At 73.8% G+C, this 16,273-nt stretch carries 13 protein-coding genes; 9 read left to right on the top strand and 4 right to left on the bottom strand.

All coding sequences use genetic code 11. The features are described 5' to 3' along the window. Positions 1 to 58 precede the first annotated feature (58 nt). Entirely contained in the window at positions 59 to 1,036 is a 978-nt protein-coding gene (locus BN6_RS11230) for a methyltransferase family protein (RefSeq protein ID WP_015099741.1), read from the bottom strand. 269 nt (positions 1,037 to 1,305) lie between these two features. On the opposite strand from BN6_RS11230, the gene BN6_RS11225 reads away from it, so the two are divergent. After that, the gene (locus BN6_RS11225; protein ID WP_015099740.1) at positions 1,306 to 2,028 is read left to right on the top strand and encodes an SDR family NAD(P)-dependent oxidoreductase; all 723 of its coding nucleotides are present in this window, start codon (positions 1,306 to 1,308) and stop codon (positions 2,026 to 2,028) included. Positions 2,029 to 2,085: 57 nt separating this feature from the next. Here the strand turns inward: BN6_RS11225 and BN6_RS11220 are convergent, their stop codons facing one another. Next, entirely contained in the window at positions 2,086 to 3,435 is a 1,350-nt protein-coding gene (locus tag BN6_RS11220) for an amidohydrolase (RefSeq protein ID WP_015099739.1), read from the bottom strand. A gap of 103 nt (positions 3,436 to 3,538) precedes the next feature. Between BN6_RS11220 and BN6_RS11215 the strand changes: the two genes are divergently transcribed. From BN6_RS11215 to BN6_RS11190, 6 genes are all read left to right on the top strand, one after another. Then, positions 3,539 to 4,648 carry a zinc-binding dehydrogenase gene (locus tag BN6_RS11215; RefSeq protein WP_015099738.1) on the top strand — a complete coding sequence of 370 codons (1,110 nt, stop codon included), beginning with the start codon at positions 3,539 to 3,541 and terminating at the stop codon, positions 4,646 to 4,648. Between the two features lie 16 nt (positions 4,649 to 4,664). Further along, entirely contained in the window at positions 4,665 to 5,621 is a 957-nt protein-coding gene (locus BN6_RS11210) for an aldo/keto reductase (protein ID WP_015099737.1), read from the top strand. Positions 5,622 to 5,650: 29 nt separating this feature from the next. Beyond that, positions 5,651 to 6,628 carry an alpha/beta hydrolase gene (locus BN6_RS11205; RefSeq protein WP_041312583.1) on the top strand — a complete coding sequence of 326 codons (978 nt, stop codon included), beginning with the start codon at positions 5,651 to 5,653 and terminating at the stop codon, positions 6,626 to 6,628. Continuing rightward, the gene (locus BN6_RS11200) at positions 6,625 to 7,608 is read left to right on the top strand and encodes an alpha/beta hydrolase (RefSeq protein ID WP_015099735.1); all 984 of its coding nucleotides are present in this window, start codon (positions 6,625 to 6,627) and stop codon (positions 7,606 to 7,608) included. The genes BN6_RS11205 and BN6_RS11200 overlap by 4 nt, the downstream gene beginning before the upstream one ends. Further along, positions 7,605 to 8,819, top strand: a complete 1,215-nt coding sequence (locus tag BN6_RS11195) for a multidrug effflux MFS transporter (protein WP_015099734.1) — start codon at positions 7,605 to 7,607, stop codon at positions 8,817 to 8,819. The genes BN6_RS11200 and BN6_RS11195 overlap by 4 nt, the downstream gene beginning before the upstream one ends. Before the next feature lie 495 nt (positions 8,820 to 9,314). Further along, complete coding sequence (locus BN6_RS11190) at positions 9,315 to 10,274, top strand: helix-turn-helix transcriptional regulator (protein ID WP_041312581.1); 960 nt, start codon at positions 9,315 to 9,317, stop codon at positions 10,272 to 10,274. Positions 10,275 to 10,286: 12 nt separating this feature from the next. Here BN6_RS11190 and BN6_RS11185 read toward each other — a convergent pair whose 3' ends face one another. After that, the gene (locus BN6_RS11185) at positions 10,287 to 10,688 is read right to left on the bottom strand and encodes a hypothetical protein (protein WP_041316510.1); all 402 of its coding nucleotides are present in this window, start codon (positions 10,686 to 10,688) and stop codon (positions 10,287 to 10,289) included. Positions 10,689 to 10,924: 236 nt separating this feature from the next. Further along, positions 10,925 to 11,671: a class I SAM-dependent DNA methyltransferase gene (locus BN6_RS11180; RefSeq protein WP_015099731.1), complete on the bottom strand. Its 747-nt coding sequence runs from the start codon at positions 11,669 to 11,671 to the stop codon at positions 10,925 to 10,927. 269 nt (positions 11,672 to 11,940) lie between these two features. On the opposite strand from BN6_RS11180, the gene BN6_RS41795 reads away from it, so the two are divergent. Together BN6_RS41795 and BN6_RS11170 are read left to right on the top strand one after the other, a co-directional pair. Beyond that, a complete protein-coding gene (locus BN6_RS41795; RefSeq protein ID WP_051075514.1) occupies positions 11,941 to 13,494 on the top strand; it encodes a lipase family protein in 1,554 nt (517 codons plus the stop codon). Between the two features lie 195 nt (positions 13,495 to 13,689). After that, on the top strand, positions 13,690 to 16,239 hold the full coding sequence (locus BN6_RS11170; RefSeq protein WP_158509373.1) for an ABC transporter substrate-binding protein: 2,550 nt from the start codon (positions 13,690 to 13,692) through the stop codon (positions 16,237 to 16,239). Positions 16,240 to 16,273: the final 34 nt, after the last annotated feature.

Genomic DNA, 16,273 nt, shown 5'->3' with positions numbered 1-16,273 from the left:
GGTCGAACCTGAGGGTCACACATCGAATACCGACGACCGTAGACCACTCCGGCGGGTGTCAGACGGCCTCGGCGACCAGCACGCGCGGGCTGCCCGGCAGCGCCAGGACCTCGCGGGCGCGCCAGCCGGTCCCCTCCAGCCACGAGCGCACCTCGGCTTCCGGGTACACGATCGTGCCGTCGATGACGAAGTACTCCCCCGCGTGCAGCGCGTCGATCGGGCGCTGGCGCTCGTCGTCGTCCAGGAAGAAGTCCAGCAGCAGCAGGGTCGCGCCCTCCTTGGCCGCCGCGCGGGCGTTGGCCAGGATGACCTTGTTCTGCTCGGCGTTGAACCGGTGGATGACGTGGTTGACCATGACGATGTCGTGCTCGCCGCCGGGCGCGGCCGTCTCGGTCTCGGCGGGCTCGACGGTCGCCCGGTCGGTGAAGCCGTTGGCGGCGAGGGCGTCGTTGATGCCCTGCGTCGACATCGGCGCGAACACGAACTTCACGGTCAGGTCCGGGTTGGCCTTGAGCGCGCCGATGGCGAACTCCGGGGACAGCCCGCCCAGGTCCAGCATGGAGCGGTAGGACGTGAAGTCGAAGCCCCGGGCCAGCATCGCGGCGTGCAGCGAGTTGTAGGTCATCACGCCGGACATGAACGTGCCCCACCGGGCGTCGTCCATCTGGAGGTCACCCGGCTTGGTGGTGTCCACCGTGGTGTCGAACTGCAACCAGTGGCCGTAGCTGATCTCGTTGAGGAACCCGAGGAACGGCGCGAGGTCGGTCGCGCCGGTGCCCGCGAGGTACTCCGCGGCGTCGGCGGCCAGCGAGTACCGGCCGCCCTGGCGGTCGAGCAGGCCCTGGGCGTTCATCGCGTCGGCCAGGATGCGGACGATCTGCTCGCTCGTGCCGGTGGCCGAGGCCAGTTCGGTGACCGAGCGGTCACCGTCGGCGAGAGCGCGGAACAGCCCGATCCGGGACGCGGCGAACAACTGCTTGGCACCCATGTAACCGATGGCGATGTCGACGATGCGGTCCGGTGCGGGTCCGGTCATGACGGCTCCTCTGGCGGGATGCGGGCGGCCTCGGACCGCCCAGGACGGGAGAGCGTTAGTCTACGCACGTCGATTAAAAGCGCCACCCCCTGAGCCGGGTTCCGCCGGCGGTCCACCCGATCGGGCCGCGACCCCCGGCCGACCGGACCCGACCGAGTGGACGCGACGGGTGCCACCACCCGGTTCCGCTTGGCGTTCAACGGGTTTATTTTCTACGCTTGTATACTGACAGCCCGACCGGACACCCGGTCCCGCGAGAGGAACCGACGATGACCTCTGCCCGCACCGTGCTGGTAACCGGAGGAGCCGGCGGCATCGGCCGCGCGATCGCCGCCGCGTTCACCGCCCTCGGTGACACCGTCGTCCTCGCCGACGTGCACGGCGTCGAGGAGGCCGCGGCCACGCTCGGTGTGCGCGGGGTGACCGTGGACATCACCGACGAGGACTCGATCGCCCGCGCGCTCGACGAGGTCGGCCCGGTCGACGTGCTGGTCAACAACGCGGGCATCCTGAGCGTGCACGGCAAGCTGCTCGACCTGCCCGCCGCCGACATGCTGCGGATCCTGCAGACCAACGTGCACGGCACGTTCCTGGTCACGCAGCAGGTGGCGCGCCGGATGGTCGACGCGGGCGTGCGCGGCGTGGTGGTCAACCTGTCGTCCATCGGCGGGCGGCAGCCGACCCCCGGCATGGGCGGCTACGAGAGCAGCAAGGCGGCGGTCGACGCGCTGACCCGGTGGGCGGCCATCGAGCTCGCCGAGCACGGCATCCGGGTCAACGCGGTGGCCCCCGGCCCGGTGCTCACCCCGATGCTGGCGGCCGGCCTGCCCGAGGGCTCGCCCGCCCGGCTGGCGTGGGAGGGCCGAATCCCGCTGCGGCGGCTCGCGGCGGTCGAGCAGGTCGCGGCGGCCGTCGTGTTCCTGGCCGGCGACACCGCCGCGCACATCACCGGCACCAGCCTGCCGGTCGACGGCGGCCAGCTCCTCACCTGATCTCCGCGTGCGACAAGGGGCCGGACCCGAGCGGGTCCGGCCCCTTTACGGCGTTGTTCAGACCGCGCGCTCGAACACCACCCGTCCACCCAGGACGGTCAGGTCCACGGCCACGTCGGGCAGCTCGGCCGCGGTCAGCTCCAGCGGGTCGGCGGCCAGCACGCACAGGTCGGCCACCATGCCCTCGGCGAGCGTGCCCTTCCAGTCGGCGGCACCGTCCTGGCGCGCGGGGTGCACGGTGTAGCAGCGCAGCAGGGTCGCCACCCGCTGCCTCGGGTCCGCCGCCGGGCCCATCCACCGGTCGGCGGCGGCGATCTCGCGCCGCCAGTCGGGCGGGAGCACCGGCGAGTCCGAGGTCAGGCACAGCGGCACGCCGGCGTCCAGCGCCGCCTGGAACGGCCACGCGCCCTCCGCCCGGCCCGGCCCCAGCGCCGCGTTGACCACGCCGACCGTGCGCACGGCGATCCCCGCCTGCGCGGACAGGCCCACGCCGAGCCGGGCCATCCGGTCGAGCTGGGCGGCGCTCACCAGGTCGCCGTGGATGACGTAGTGGCCCAGGTCCACGTCGTGCTCGGCGCGGGCCCGCTCGACCGCGTCCAGCATGAGGTCGATCGACCGGTCGCCGGTGGCGTGCAGGCCCACCTGGAGCCCCGCCTGGTGGGCGTCGAGGACCATCCGGGTCAGGTTCGCCTCGCGCTCGGCGTCGTCACCGCCCGCGACGAGCAGTTCGGCGCGCGAGCCGTCGGCGTAGCAGTGGTGGGTGTAGGCCGAGCGCATCGGCGGGATGCCGTCGGCGAAGATCTTGACGCCGGCGAAGTTCAGCCGTTCGGGGTCGGGGCCGGCACCCTCCACAGTGGCCAGTCCGGCGCGGAAGTCGGCCAGCGTGCTCGGGCCGTCCAGCTCGCCGTAGAGCCACAGCGCGGTGACCCTGGCCTTGAGCAGCCCCTCGGCCGCCAGGTCGCGGTACTGCTCGACCACCGACGTGCCGAACGCGCCGGTGCTGCCCGCGTCCTCGCCCGGCCCCAGGCCCGGCTCGGTGTAGCTGGTGATCCCCAGCCCCGCCAACAGGTCCCCGGCCCGCAGGATCGCGGCCCGGCGCTCGGCTGGCGTGGTCAGCGGGCGCTCCGGGGCCATGCCGGGCGCGCCGGTGTCGCCGAACAGCGTGTGCGGCCAGAGCGCGCCCAGCCAGGTGGCGTGCAGGTGGGCGTCGTTGATGCCGGGCAGGACCGCCCGACCGGCGAGGTCGACCACCTCGGTGCCCGGCCCGGTCAGGTCTCGCACGTCCTCGTCGGAGCCGACGCGCAGCACGCGCCCGTCCCGGACGGCCAGCGCGGTGGCGGGGCGAGCGCCGGCCATGGTGTGGACCGGTCCGCCGCGCAGGACGAGGTCCGCAACTGAAGTCCCCACTGGCGCTCCCTGTTGTGTCCGGGGGTCTCGACATTTTAGTCGACATCCGTAGACTAACCCACCGGGTGGCCTGTTCGCGCCTCCCGCCACCGGAAGGAGTCCGATGCCCGTCCCGACCTCCACCCGTGCGGCGGTGCTAGTCGATCACGGCAAACCGCTGCACCTCACCGAACTCCCGCTGCCCGCCGAGGTCGAACCCGGCGCCGCCCTGGTGCGCGTCTCGTGCGCCACGCTGTGCGGCACGGACGTCGAGATCTGGTCCGGGAAGATGAGCTTCCCCGGGATGCTGCCGATGGTGCTGGGCCACGAGATGGTCGGCGAGGTCGTCGCCGTCGGTCCGGGCACCAGGGACGCGCTCGGCCGGGACGTCCCGGTCGGCGCGCGGATCGGCTGGTCGGAGTCGACGTGCGGCGAGTGCTACGGCTGCACCGTCCTGCGCGAGCCGGTCGCCTGCTCCCGCCGCGGTTACGGCTTCCTGCAACGCTCCGACGTCCACCCCTACGCGACCGCGGGCCTGTCCGAGTACGCCTACGTCGTGCCGGGCGCGGCCAAGCTGCTGCTGCCCGAGGACCTGCCCGACACCTGGGCGGCCATGGCGGGCTGTGCCGCCAAGACCGTGCTGCGCGCCTTCCAGAACGTCGGCGGCGTCACGCCGGGCTCCCGGGTCGTGGTCCAGGGCTCCGGCGCGCTCGGCCTGTTCGCCACCGCCGTCGCGCACATCTCCGGCGCGGGCAAGGTGATCACGGTCGGCGCGCCCGCGTCCCGGCTCACCCTGGCCGGCCGGTTCGGCGCGGACGCCACCGTCGACATCTCGCTCGGCTCGGACGGCATCGTCGAGGGCGTCCGCGAGCTGACCGGCGGCCACGGCGCCGACCTGGTGATGGACTTCGCCGGCGCGCCCTCGGTCGGCCGCGAGGCGGTGGCCATGGCCGCCCAGCGCGGTCGCGTGGTCATCGTCGGCACCACCGGCCCCGACTCCGCGCCGCTGCCGCTGGGCACGGTCATGGGCAAGGAGCTGACCGTCGTCGGTTCGCTCAACGGCGACATCGCCGACTACCACCGCGCGATCGAGTTCTTCGGCGCCTTCGGCGAGCGGATGCCGTGGCACGACCTGTTCGGAACCCCGGTGGGGCTGTCCGCCGCGTCCGACCGGATCGAGGCCATGCACCGCCTCGACGAGGTCAAGGCCGTCGTCGACCCCCGTCTCCCCTGACCTCGTAGGAGGCTTCGTGTCCCCCTTGCCCCGCCGCCGCGTGGGAACGTCCGACCTGGACGTCTCGCTGCTGTCCCTCGGCTCCTGGCACACCTACGACCGGATGGACTTCGCCGACGCCGTCGCGATGATCCGGGCCGCCGTGGACGCCGGGATCAACCTGTTCGACGTCGGCGTCTACGGCTTCCCCGGGATGCCGCCGGTGTTCACCGACGTGATCTGGAGCGCGATCATGCGCGCCGCCGGCATCCCGCGCGAGGAGTACCTGGTCTCGGCCAAGCTGTGGATCGAGGGCTTCGGCGACGACGGGTTCCGCCCGCAGCTGGCCAACGCCGTGCTGCGCGGCGGTTACGAGGTCGCCGACCTGGTGATCCTGGGCGACCTGCGGCGCGACGACGTCGCCCTGGAGGACCTCGTGGAGGACCTGTCCGGGCTGGCCCGCGACGGCCTGATCCGGGCGTGGGGCGTCAACAACTGGTCCGCGGGCAACATCCGCCGCCTCCAGGAGATCGCCGCCGCGCGCGGCGTCGACGGCCCGCAGATCGCCCAGCTCAAGTACAGCATCGGCCGGCGGTCCATCCCGGACGGCGCGCCCTTCGCCGAGCTGTTCGCGGGCGGCTTCACCATGCAGGCCTCGGACGTCCTCGAAGGCGGCATCCTGGCCGGCTCCGACGGCCAGAGCCGCGAGATCGGCCGCGACCCCGGCGGCATCCGCGAGACGCTCAAGGGCCACGCCGCCGGCATCGCCCAGGTCGCCGAGAAGCTCGGCACCAGCGCCGCCCGGCTCGCCGTCGCCTTCACCCTGACCCACCCGGCCAACGTCACCACGCTGTTCGGCGCGTCCCGGCCGGCGCAGGTCGAGGACAACCTCGCCGCCGTCGACCTGGTCGAGCAGGTCGGCGCCGAGGAGCTGCGCGCGCTGGTCGAGCCGTTCTGGGCCGACAAGGGCGTGGTCGACCCGGAGGGGCCGTGAGCACCCGAACCACATCCCAGGAGCCTGCCGTGACCCACACCCCGGTCCCCTTCGACCCCGAGATCGAGCCCGCGCTGGCGCAGATCCTCTCGCCGGACGCGCCGCCGTTCACGCCGGAGACCATCCCCGGGATGCGCGCCGCGATGGCCGCGATGTTCCCGCCCGCCGCCGAGCAGGTCGGCGACGCGCCGGTGCACGTCGCCGAGTGGATGGTACCCGGCCCCGAGGGCGCGCCGGACCTGGAGATCACCGTCATCTCCCCGCGTGACGTCGAGGGCCCGGTGCCCTGCCTGTACAACATCCACGGCGGCGGCATGATGGTCGGCCACCGCAACATGGACGTCGGCCGGCTGCTCGCGCTGGTGCTGGAGCTGGGCGTCGTCGCGGTCAACGTGGAGTACCGGCTCGCGCCGGAGAACCCGCACCCCGCGCCGGTCGAGGACTGCTACGCCGGTCTGGTGTGGACCGTCGAGCACGCCGCCGAGCTGGGCATCGACCCGTCGCGGGTGGTGGTCATGGGCGGCAGCGCCGGCGGCGGCCTGTCCGCGGGCGTCGCGCTGCTGGCCCGGGACCGGGGCGGCCCCGCGCTGGTCGGCCAGCTGTTGCTGTGCCCCATGATCGACGACACCAACACCACCGTCGCCAGCCACCAGTACAGCAACCGGGGCACGTGGACCCGCGAGACGAACCTGGCGGGCTGGCAGTCGCTGCTCGGCGCGGACTACGGCACCGACGCGGTGTCGCCGTACGCCGCACCCACCCGGGCCACCGACCTGTCCGGGCTGCCGCCGGCGTTCATCGAGGTCGGCAGCGCGGAGACGTTCCGCGACGAGGACACCCAGTACGCGCTGCGGATCTGGGAGACCGGCGGGCAGGCCGAGCTGCACGTGTGGAGCGGCGCGTTCCACGGGTTCGACATGTACGTGCCCGAGTGGCACGTCAGCAAGATCGCCATCGAGACCCGCACGTCGTGGCTGCGGCGGGTGCTCGGACTGGTCGCGGGATGAGCGCCGACCGGTACCCGCCCGTCCCGTACGACCCCGAGCTGGAACCGGGGCTCGCCGCGTTCCTCGACCTGGTCGAGGGGATCCCGCTGCGGGCGGACACGATCCTGGCCAACCGCGCGCACTTCGCCACCATCGTCCCGCCGGTCGGGCAGATCGTCGGCGACCGGCCGGTCGAGGTCGAGGAGCGCACGGTGCCCGGCCCGGCCGGCGCGCCGGACGTCGAGCTGACGATCATCCGGCCGCGCGGCGGGGTCGTGGACGCGCCCGCGTTCTACGGCATCCACGGCGGCGGGATGGTCCTGGGCAACCGGTACTTCGGCATCGACGGCCTGATCGCGGACGTGCTGCGGTTCAACGCGGTCGCGGTGTCGGTCGAGTACCGGTTGGCCCCCGAGCACCCCGCGCCGGCGGCGGTGGAGGACTGCTACGCGGGCCTGGTGTGGCTCGCCGAGCACGCCGACGAGCTCGGCGTCGACCGCGATCGGGTCGTGGTCACCGGGGCCAGCGCGGGCGGCGGCCTGTCCGCCGGGGTTTCCCTGCTGGCAAGGGATCGGGGCGGTCCCGCGATCGCCGGGCAGATGCTGATGTGCCCGATGCTCGACGACCGCAACGAGTCGGTGTCCACGCTCCAGTACGACGGGCTGGGCGCGTGGGACCGCAACAACAACGACACCGCCTGGAACGCCATCCTCGGGCCGTTGCGCGGCACCGACGAGGCGTCGCCGTACCAGGTGCCGGCGCGGATGGCGGACCTGTCCGGCCTGCCGCCCGCGTTCGTCGACGTCGGCGCGGCGGAGATCTTCCGGGTCGAGGCGACCGAGTACGCGTCCCGGATCTGGGCCACCGGCGGGCAGGCCGAGCTGCACGTGTGGGCCGGCGGGTACCACGGCTTCGCGGGGTTCTCCCCCGGCGCCGAGGTCTCCCGCAGCGCCGAGGCCGTCCGGTTGTCCTGGCTGCGCCGGATCCTGCGGGCACCGTGAGCCTGCGCCGCGTCGCCGTCGTGCTGGGCCTGCTGGAGACCTTCGGTCCCATCTCGATGGACCTCTACATGCCCGCGCTGCCCGAGCTCGCCGCCGAACTCGGCACGAGCGACGGCCTCGCGCAGGCGACGATGTCGGCGTGCATGCTGGGGCTGGCCCTCGGCCAACTGGTCGTGGGCCCGCTCAGCGACCGGTTCGGCCGGCGGCGGCCGCTGCTGTTCGGCGTCGGGCTGTTCGCGCTGCTGTCGCTGGCGTGCGCGCTGACGCCGTCCATCGAGCTGCTGCTGGCCGCGCGGTTCTTCCAGGGGCTGTGCGGTTCCGCCGGGATCGTGATCGCCCTGGCGGTCGCCCGCGACCTGACCGACGGCGTGGAGCTGGTGCGGCTGCTGGCGATGCTGACCACGGTCGGGGCGCTGGCCCCGATCGTGGCCCCGGTCGTCGGCGGGCAGTTGGCCCCGTTCATGGGGTGGCGCGGCATCTTCGGCGTGCTGGCCGGGATCGGGGTGGCGCTGTTCCTGCTGGCGCTGACCTCGCTACCGGAGAGCCTGCCACCCGAAGCGCGCTCCGCGCAGGGCGGCGTGCGGCAGTTCGGCGAGGTGCTCCAGGACCGGATGTTCCTGCGGTTCCTGGTGGTCGGCGCGTGCGGCGGCGTCGCGTTCTTCACCTACCTGGCGTCGATCAGCTTCGTGCTACAGGACAGCTACTCGCTCAGCCCGCAGGTGTTCAGCCTGTGCTTCGCGGCCAACGCGGTGATGGCCGTGCTGGGCGCGCAGGTCAACCGGGTGGTGGTGCGGCGCGCGGGGCCGGCGCGGATGTACGCCATCGGCACCACCCTGGGCGCGGTGGCCACCGTCGGGATGCTCGTCTCGGTGCTGTTCGACGCCGGGCTGGTCCCGCTGCTCATCGGGTTGGCGTTGATGATGCTGGCCAGCGGCGGCACCCAGTCCAACGGCTCGGCCCTGGCCCTGGCCGACCACCGCGACCGCGCCGGGACGGCGGCGGCCCTGCTGGGCACCACCTCGTTCGCCCTGGGCCCGCTGGTGGCACCGCTGGTGTCCCTCAACGGCACCAGCCCGCTGTCGATGAGCCTCACCATGACGGTGGCGTACTGCGCCGCGGCGGCCCTGGTGTGGCTGGCCGTCCTGCCCCGCCTGCGCCGCCGCCAGGTCGAGGCCGAGCAAGCCGCCCCGGTCCCGCCCGGCCCGCTGTGACCCGACGTCCGGCCGACTCGTGGGGCGTCGGCCGGACGTCACCACCGGGCTCGTCACCACCGGGCTCGAAATTTCCGGGCTCGAACGCCGAGGCGGACCGGCGCTCCGCGCGCCGAACCGATCGAGGCGACGGGACCGGCTGCGGCCCGCGCGACCCTGCGTCACATCGTCGGGGTGACATCGCGGGGGCACAGCGCGGCGTGGGCGTCAGGGGCTCGGCGGCGGCCTCGGCGGTGAAGTCGACGCGCATGACCACCCGGCGCAGGGTCGGCCGGCCGGCCTCCGCGAACCCGGCCTCCTCGAACACCTGGCGGGCTCCGACGTGCAGTTCGCCCCAGTTGATCACCTTGCCCGGTTCGGTGATCGACCACACGCCCGTCCAGGTAGGCGACCAGGCCGGCGGGGACGATCCGGGTGTCCTGGTCGGTGGTCGGGTCGGCCCTGTCCGGCAGACTGGGAGCCGTTGCGGACGTTGTCCTTCCGGATTGGCTGCCGATGAACCCCGAAACGAGCCCCACGGCCCGCGCGCTGCTGGCGTTGGAGCTGATCCAGGCCTCGCCCGGGATCACCGCCGAGCGGCTGGCGGCCAAGCTCGGCGTCACCGACCGGGCCGCCCGGCGCTACGTGGGCACCCTCCGCGAGGCGGGCATCCCGGTCGACGCCACCCGCGGCCCGCACGGCGGCTACCGGCTCGGTCGCGGGCTGCGGCTGCCGCCGCTGGTGTTCACCTCCGCCGAGGCGTTGGGCCTGGTGATGGCCGTGCTCGACGGTCACCACGACGCCGGCGACCCGACCGACCTGGTCGGCAGCGCGCTGGGCAAGATCGTGCGGGCCCTGCCCGCGCCGGTGGCCGCGCAGGCGGAGGCCGTCCGCCGGGCCACCGCCCCCGCGCCCGACCGTTACGCCGCCCGCCCCGACCCGACCACGACGGCCGACCTGGTGCAGGCGTGTTCGGCGCACCGCCGGGTGCGGCTGGGCTACCGGTCCGAGGCCGGGTCGGCGTGGGTCGGCGAGGTCGACCCGTGGGCGGTCGTCGTGCGCCACGGCCGGTGGTACCTGCTGTGCCACTCGCACGTCGCCGACGCGCTGCGGGCGTACCGGGTCGACCGGGTCCACGACGTGGAGGTGCTGGCCGACGGCTTCCGGCCGCCCGCCGACCTCGACCCGGTCGCCGTGCTCGAAGACCACCTGGCCGTCGGCTGGGAGTTCCCCGCCGAGGTGCTGCTGGACGCGCCGGTCGACGTGCTGACCGGGTGCGTGCCCCGGGCCCTGGGCCGGCTGGCGCCGGTCGACGCCGGGACCACCCGGCTGGTGGGCAGCACGAGCAACCCGGCCTGGTACGCCGGGCAGCTCGCGACGCTCCCCGCCGCGTTCACCGTGGTGGGCTGCCCCGAGCTCCGGGAGGCCGCGCGGCGGTTGGGCCGGCGGCTGCTCGCGGCGGGCTCGGGTCCGTGAGCCGGGTGGGTGTCAGAAGTGGTCGGCCGCCGTCAGCTCGTGCTCGAACGCGTCGGCGCTCGCCACGAGCATGGTCAGCGGGCGCTCGAACTCCTCGCGCACGCCCAGGTCGTCCAGGTCCTTGAGCGGCACGGTGTGCTTGAGCAGCGCGACACCGTCCACCACGGCCGCGCCGCCGATCAGCGACGTGCCGGCCAGCTCCAGCAGCCGCGCGTGGTCGACCGCGTCGGCCCGGCCGACCGCCGAGGAGATCTCCAGCCACGCCGCGCCGGCCGCGTCGGTGACGTGGTGCACCGCGACCTGCTGGGTGCGCCCGCCCTCCGTGTCCAGCCGGAACCGCAGCCACGTGTCGGACTCCTCCAGCACCTCGTACCGACTGCGCACATAGTTGATCACATTGACCCAGGTGGTCACCGTCGTCGCCTCCCGCGTCCGGCCGCTCCCCAAACCGTAGTACCTGCGGGCCGCGCACCCCCGCACCATGGTCGAGATCGGCCGCGCGGAGTCGTGCCCGGTCCGCGCCGACCAGTCCCCGCCGCCACCGGCGTCCACCCTCCCGAGGAGGTCCACCGGGGCAGGAGCCCCCGTGCGAGGGACTCGCCGGCCGGTGCCCGGGGGCGCGGGCGTGCCCGCCGCGCCGGCCCGGTCGCTCAGCTCGCGGTGTCGGGCTTCTGCCAGACCGAGACGTGCCGACGGCTCTCGTTGGTGAACGGCTCCCGCGCCCAGCCCTCCCACCGCTCGCGCAGCCGCAGGCCCGCGATCCGGGCCATCAGGTCCAGCTCGGCCGGCCACACGTACCGGAACGGGATCGAGCGGTAGTCGCCGCGGCCGTCGACCACGTCGACGTAGTTCGAGCTCATCGCCTGGGTGGCCACGTCGTAGAGGTCGAACGCCCAGCGCGTCGGGCTCACGTGGAACGGCACGGCGCGCTGACCGGGCGGCAGCGAGCGCAGGTCCGGCACACCGACCTCGACGACGAAGCAGCCGCCGGGTTCGAGGTGCGCGGCGACGTTGCGGAAGCAGTCGACCTGCGCGTCCTGTGAGGTCAGGTTCATGATCGTGTTGAACACCAGGTAGGCGAGCGAGAACGTCGACCCGACCTCGGTGCTCGCGAAATCGCCGATGGTCACCGGGATCGCGTCGCCGCCGGGCTTGGCGCGCAGCCTGGCGACCATCGCCCGGGACAGGTCCACGCCGTGCACCGGCACGCCGCGCGCCGCCAGCGGCAACGCGATCCGGCCGGTCCCGATGCCCAGCTCCAGCGCACCTCCGGTGCCCGCCAGCCCGGCCAGGAAGTCGACCGCCGGCTCCACCACGGCCGGCTCGAACATCTCCGCCGACGACTCGTCGTAACGACCCGCGGCGCGTTCCCCGAAGTACCCGTCCTCATCGGTCACCGCCGGAACGTAGCGCGAAGGCTTCGCCCGGGTCGCCCGCTTTTCCGCGCCCCCACGGCACGAGGTCCCCACGGCACCACGGCACCACGGCCCGGACGCGGGCGCGGTTCGCCGGCAGGCGCGCGGAGGCGGTTCGAGGCGGTGGGTGCGCCTCGGGTTCGCGGCGGTCGGGTTCGCGTTCGGACGATCGGGTGTCGTCGCCCGCCCGGTCGCGTGGCGGGGGCCGGCTGCTGCCACGCTGTCGTGGTCGGTGTCGCGGCGGCGGTGAGGTGGACGTGGTCGGATCCGGGGCGCTACCGGCGGGTTCCCCGCTGCACACCGAAGTGCTGGACCGGCACCTGTGGCCGGGCCGGACGGCGGTCGCGCACCGGATCCGGTACCAGGGCGTCGGGTACGACGGCGCGGGGCGGGAGGTGTCCGGCTCGGTGTTCGTGCCCGAGGGCGACGGCCCGTGGCCGGTGGTCAGCTTCGCCCACGGCACCACCGGGCTCTCCGACGCCGCCGCGCCCTCGCGGGCCGGGCTGACCAGGCGGGAACGCGAGCTGGTCGAGGGCTGGCTCGCGGCCGGGTACGTCGTGGCGGCCACCGACTACGAGGGGCTGGCGACGCCCGGCCCGCACCCGTACCTCAACGGCGAGGCGGTGGCCGACGACGTGATCGACGTGGTCCGCGCCGCGCACGGCCTGGGTCTCGCGCTGCGCGACCAGTGGCTGGCGGTCGGGTTCTCGCAGGGCGGGCACGCCGCGCTGTTCACCGGGCTGGTGGCCACCCGGTACGCCCCGGAACTGGACTTCCGCGGCACGATCGCGCTCGCGCCGCCGGTGCACATCCCGCAGATCGTGCACCGGCAGACCGCCGACGACGACGCCCCGGTGACCATCCTGGTGCCGTTCCTGCTGGCCGGGCTGCGCGTGACGCACCCCGGGTTCGACGCCCGCGGGCTGCTCACCGAGCGGGGCGCGCAACTGGTGGCGCTGGCCGAGCACGCCACGTTGTTCGAGGTGTACAGGGCGACCGCCGCGCTGACCAACCGGGACCTGGGCACCACCGGGCTGGCCGGGCGTCCGGGCGTGGCCGAGGTGCTGGAGTCCTGCCGGGTGCCGGTCGCGCGGCTGGACCGGCCGGTGCTGATCGTGGCGGGCGACGCGGACGAGATCGTGCCGCTGGACGTGGTCCGCCGGTACGCCGCCGAGCTGCGCGCCGCCGGTGCCGACGTCTCGCTGGTCGCGCACGAGGGGGCGAGGCACGCCGACCTGCTGTCGGTCGACGTCGGGGCGCTGACCCGGTGGGCGCGGCGGGCCACCGACGCTCCCCCGCCGGCCCCGCCCCGGTTCGCCCTGCCGGACCCGACCGGCGACGGTCACCTGAGCCTGGACGACTACGAGGCGTTCGCCCTGCGCCTGGTCCAGGCGTTCGGCGAACCGCCGGGGTCGCCGCGCGCCCGCGCGGTCCGGGAGGGCTACCGCGCGCTGTGGCGGGCGGTCGTCGGGCGGGCCGACACCGACCACGACGGCCGGGTGGGCGAAGCCGAGTTCCTGCGCTGGATCGTCGACGGCGCGGCGGAAGCCGAGGTGCTGCCGTTGGCGACGGCGGTGCTGGCGCTGGTCGACACCAGCGGCGACGACGTCGTGCGCAACGACGAACTCCTCCGCCTGTTGAGCGGTTGCGCGGTGCCGGAGCAGGAGGCCCGGGAGATCGTGGCGCGGCTGGACTCCAGCGGTGACGGGCACCTGTCGGTGGCCGAACTGGTCGACGCCATCCGCGGGTACTGCCGCGCCCCCGACCGCTCGCACCCCGGGCACTGGCTGTTCGGCCGGTTCTGACGGCAGTACCGTCCGTTCACTCGGACGTGGCGGAAGTCCTTGGCGCGGAACACTTCTCATCACTCCGCGTCGATCATGGACAGCTTCGATCGGCGCACGCCCCCGGCCGTACTCTCGGGTTGTCCCGCTGTGGCGGCCCGCTGCGCCACGACGATCCCGCCTGTCGCCGCGAACGCGGTTCCGGAGGTTGTGACCGTGCCCGACCTACCCGGCACCGCGTCCGCGTACACCCACGAAGCACTGCGCGCCCGGGAAGCCGATCCGGCGCGGGCGCGCGAGCTGCTCGGCCGGGCGCTGGCCGAGGACTTCGGCTACGAACCGGCGTGGCGGTGGCTCGCCGAACTCGTGGACGACCCCGCCGAACGCCGGTTCTGCCTGGACAAGGCGGCGAACCTGGTGGCCGAGCCGGACACGCTGCGGGCACGCGCGGCGTTGGGCCGGGGCCCGCGCCGCCCGCCGACCGAGGTGGCGGACCTGGTGGACCCGCCGCGTCCGGTGAGCGTCGCGCGCACCCGAAAGCGTTTGCGGGGCAAGCGGAGGATGGTCGCCATCGTGCTCGCCGCGGTGCTGCTGGTCACGTTGATCGCCGCGTGGACGATGACCGGCGGCGGCCTCGGCCCGACGCTGCACATCGCCGTCGTCACCTCCGGCACCGGCGAGATCGCCGAGCAGTCCGCGCACGTCGAGCGCAGCCTGCGGATGCGCGTGGACGAGTTGAACACCCGCGGCGGCGTCGCCGGCCACCGGGTCGAACTGGACGTCTACGACGACGAGGGACGAGCGGACCGGGCACGGGCGGTCGCCGAAGAGGTGGTCCGGGACGGGCGGGCGCTGTTCGTGGTGGGGCACGGGGGCAGCGACACGGCGCTGGCCGCGTCACCGGTGTACCGCGCGGCCGGGATCGCGGCGGTCACGCCGTCCGCCGGGTCGTCGCGGCTGACCGACGACAGCGAGTGGTACTTCCGCAGCATGTTCGGCAACCGCACGCAGGGCGACTTCCTGGCCGCCTACGCGGCCAAGGCCCTGGGCGCGCGAGCCGCCAAGGTCGTGTACGACGACGAGGAGTACGGGCAGTCGGTGAACCAGTCCTTCTCGACCGCGTTCGGCCTGCTCGGGTCGACGGCCGAGGGGATCCCGGTCACCGACGACGCCACCGCGGACGACGCCGTGCGGCGGCTCGCCGACTCGCGCTCGGCCGATCCGGTCGTGCTGGCGACGACCGAGAAGCGCGGGCTGCGATTCGTGGAACGGTTGCGGGAAGCGGGTTTCACCGCGCCGGTCCTCGGCACCTCCTCGATGGGCACGCAGTCGGTGCACCGGGCGCTGGTGCGCGACGAGCGGGAGCGCGGCCGGCCCGGCCTGTTCACCGCCGGGCTGCACCTGGCCACGCCGCTCGCACTGGACTCGCTGTCCGGCCCGGCCCTGACCTGGGCGCAGGACTACGAGAAGCGCTACGGCCAGCGCCCGCTGTGGCCGGCCGCGACCGCGCGCCAGGCGATCGACATCGGCGTGCACGCCGCCCTCACCGGCGGCCTGGGCTTGGACGAGTCGCACCGCGGCGAGGACCGCCGCCGCCTGCGGGACGCGCTGGCGTCGTTGAAGGACCGCAAGAACGCCTTCCCCGCGCTGCTCGGGCCGCTGTACTTCTCGGCGGCGGGCTCGGCGCAGATGCCGGTGTCGTTCGTGGTCAGCGACGGCACCCGGCTGGTGTCCGCCCCGGTCCAGTTCACCGCCTACGACCCGCCGTCGGACCGGGCGCTGCGCGAGGGCCTGGCCGGCGGCGAGGTGATCGCGATCGACGGCCGGTACCTGACCCTGCGGCAGGTGGTGGCGACCGGCGTCAACCTCAACGAGGTGCGCGACCTGGACACCCGCGACGGCACCTACTTCGTCGACTTCTTCCTGTGGTTGAAGTACAACGGCGACCACGTCGCGTCCGACGTGTCGTTCGTCAACTCGGTCAAGCCCGACCTGAAGCTGGGGCAGCCGCTGCGCGACGTGACCGAGAACGGCCGCACCTACCGGCTCTACCGGGTGGCCGACCGGTTCAAGAACGCGCTGGAGTTCCGCGACTTCCCGTTCGACCGGCAGGCGCTGGACGTCCGGTTGCAGAACCGCACGCGCACCGCCGACGAGGTGATCTACGTGACGGACAAGGAGATCCTCAACCAGTCGCCGGAGGAGTACCTGCGCAGCGGCACCGACGCCGACGCCGGCATCGACAACCTGCCCAACTGGTTCGCGTCCTCGGTGACCTTCGCCCAGCGGACCGTGGGCAGCAGCGACGCCCTGGGCGGGAACGAGGCGTCGGGGGCGGTGTCGGGCATCTACTACAGCCAGTACACCGCGGACGTCGAGATCGCCCGGGACGTGCTGCCCTTCCTGGTGAAGAACCTCCTGCCGCTGGTGCTGCTGATCGGCGTCACCTACCTGTCGCTGTTCTTCAAGGCGAGCGACGGCGCGGCACCGGTCTCCATGGGTGTCACGGCGATCCTGAGCACGGCGGTGCTGCTGAACAACGTGACGTCGCAACTCCCGTCGGTCAGCTACACCGTGGCGCTGGAGTGGGGCTACTACGCGTTCATCCTGCTGGCGGCGATGTGCGTGCTGGTCGCCATGCTGCGCAAGCGCTTCGTGAACCGGGGGCGGGGGCGGACGGAGGCGAAGCTGTCGTCCTTCGCAAGGGTCGCCTACCCGGTCTTCATCCTGACGGTCGTCCTGGGCTACGTGGTCGCGTACGCCTGAGCGGACACCGCAGGCCCCGGCCTTGGCCAAGCGC

Origin of the sequence: Saccharothrix espanaensis DSM 44229 (assembly GCF_000328705.1) — a bacterium.
GTDB classification, from domain to species: domain Bacteria; phylum Actinomycetota; class Actinomycetes; order Mycobacteriales; family Pseudonocardiaceae; genus Actinosynnema; species Actinosynnema espanaense.
This window is presented reverse-complemented; position numbering and strand designations above follow the sequence as displayed.

Bases quoted from the DNA above. Each gene is read 5' to 3' on its own strand.
- BN6_RS11230 (WP_015099741.1), bottom strand. From the start codon at position 1,036: ATGACCGGACCCGCACCGGACCGCATCGTCGACATCGCCATCGGTTAC.
- BN6_RS11225 (WP_015099740.1), top strand. From the start codon at position 1,306: ATGACCTCTGCCCGCACCGTGCTGGTAACCGGAGGAGCCGGCGGCATC.
- BN6_RS11215 (WP_015099738.1), top strand. From the start codon at position 3,539: ATGCCCGTCCCGACCTCCACCCGTGCGGCGGTGCTAGTCGATCACGGC.
- BN6_RS11200 (WP_015099735.1), top strand. From the start codon at position 6,625: ATGAGCGCCGACCGGTACCCGCCCGTCCCGTACGACCCCGAGCTGGAA.
- BN6_RS11190 (WP_041312581.1), top strand. From the start codon at position 9,315: ATGAACCCCGAAACGAGCCCCACGGCCCGCGCGCTGCTGGCGTTGGAG.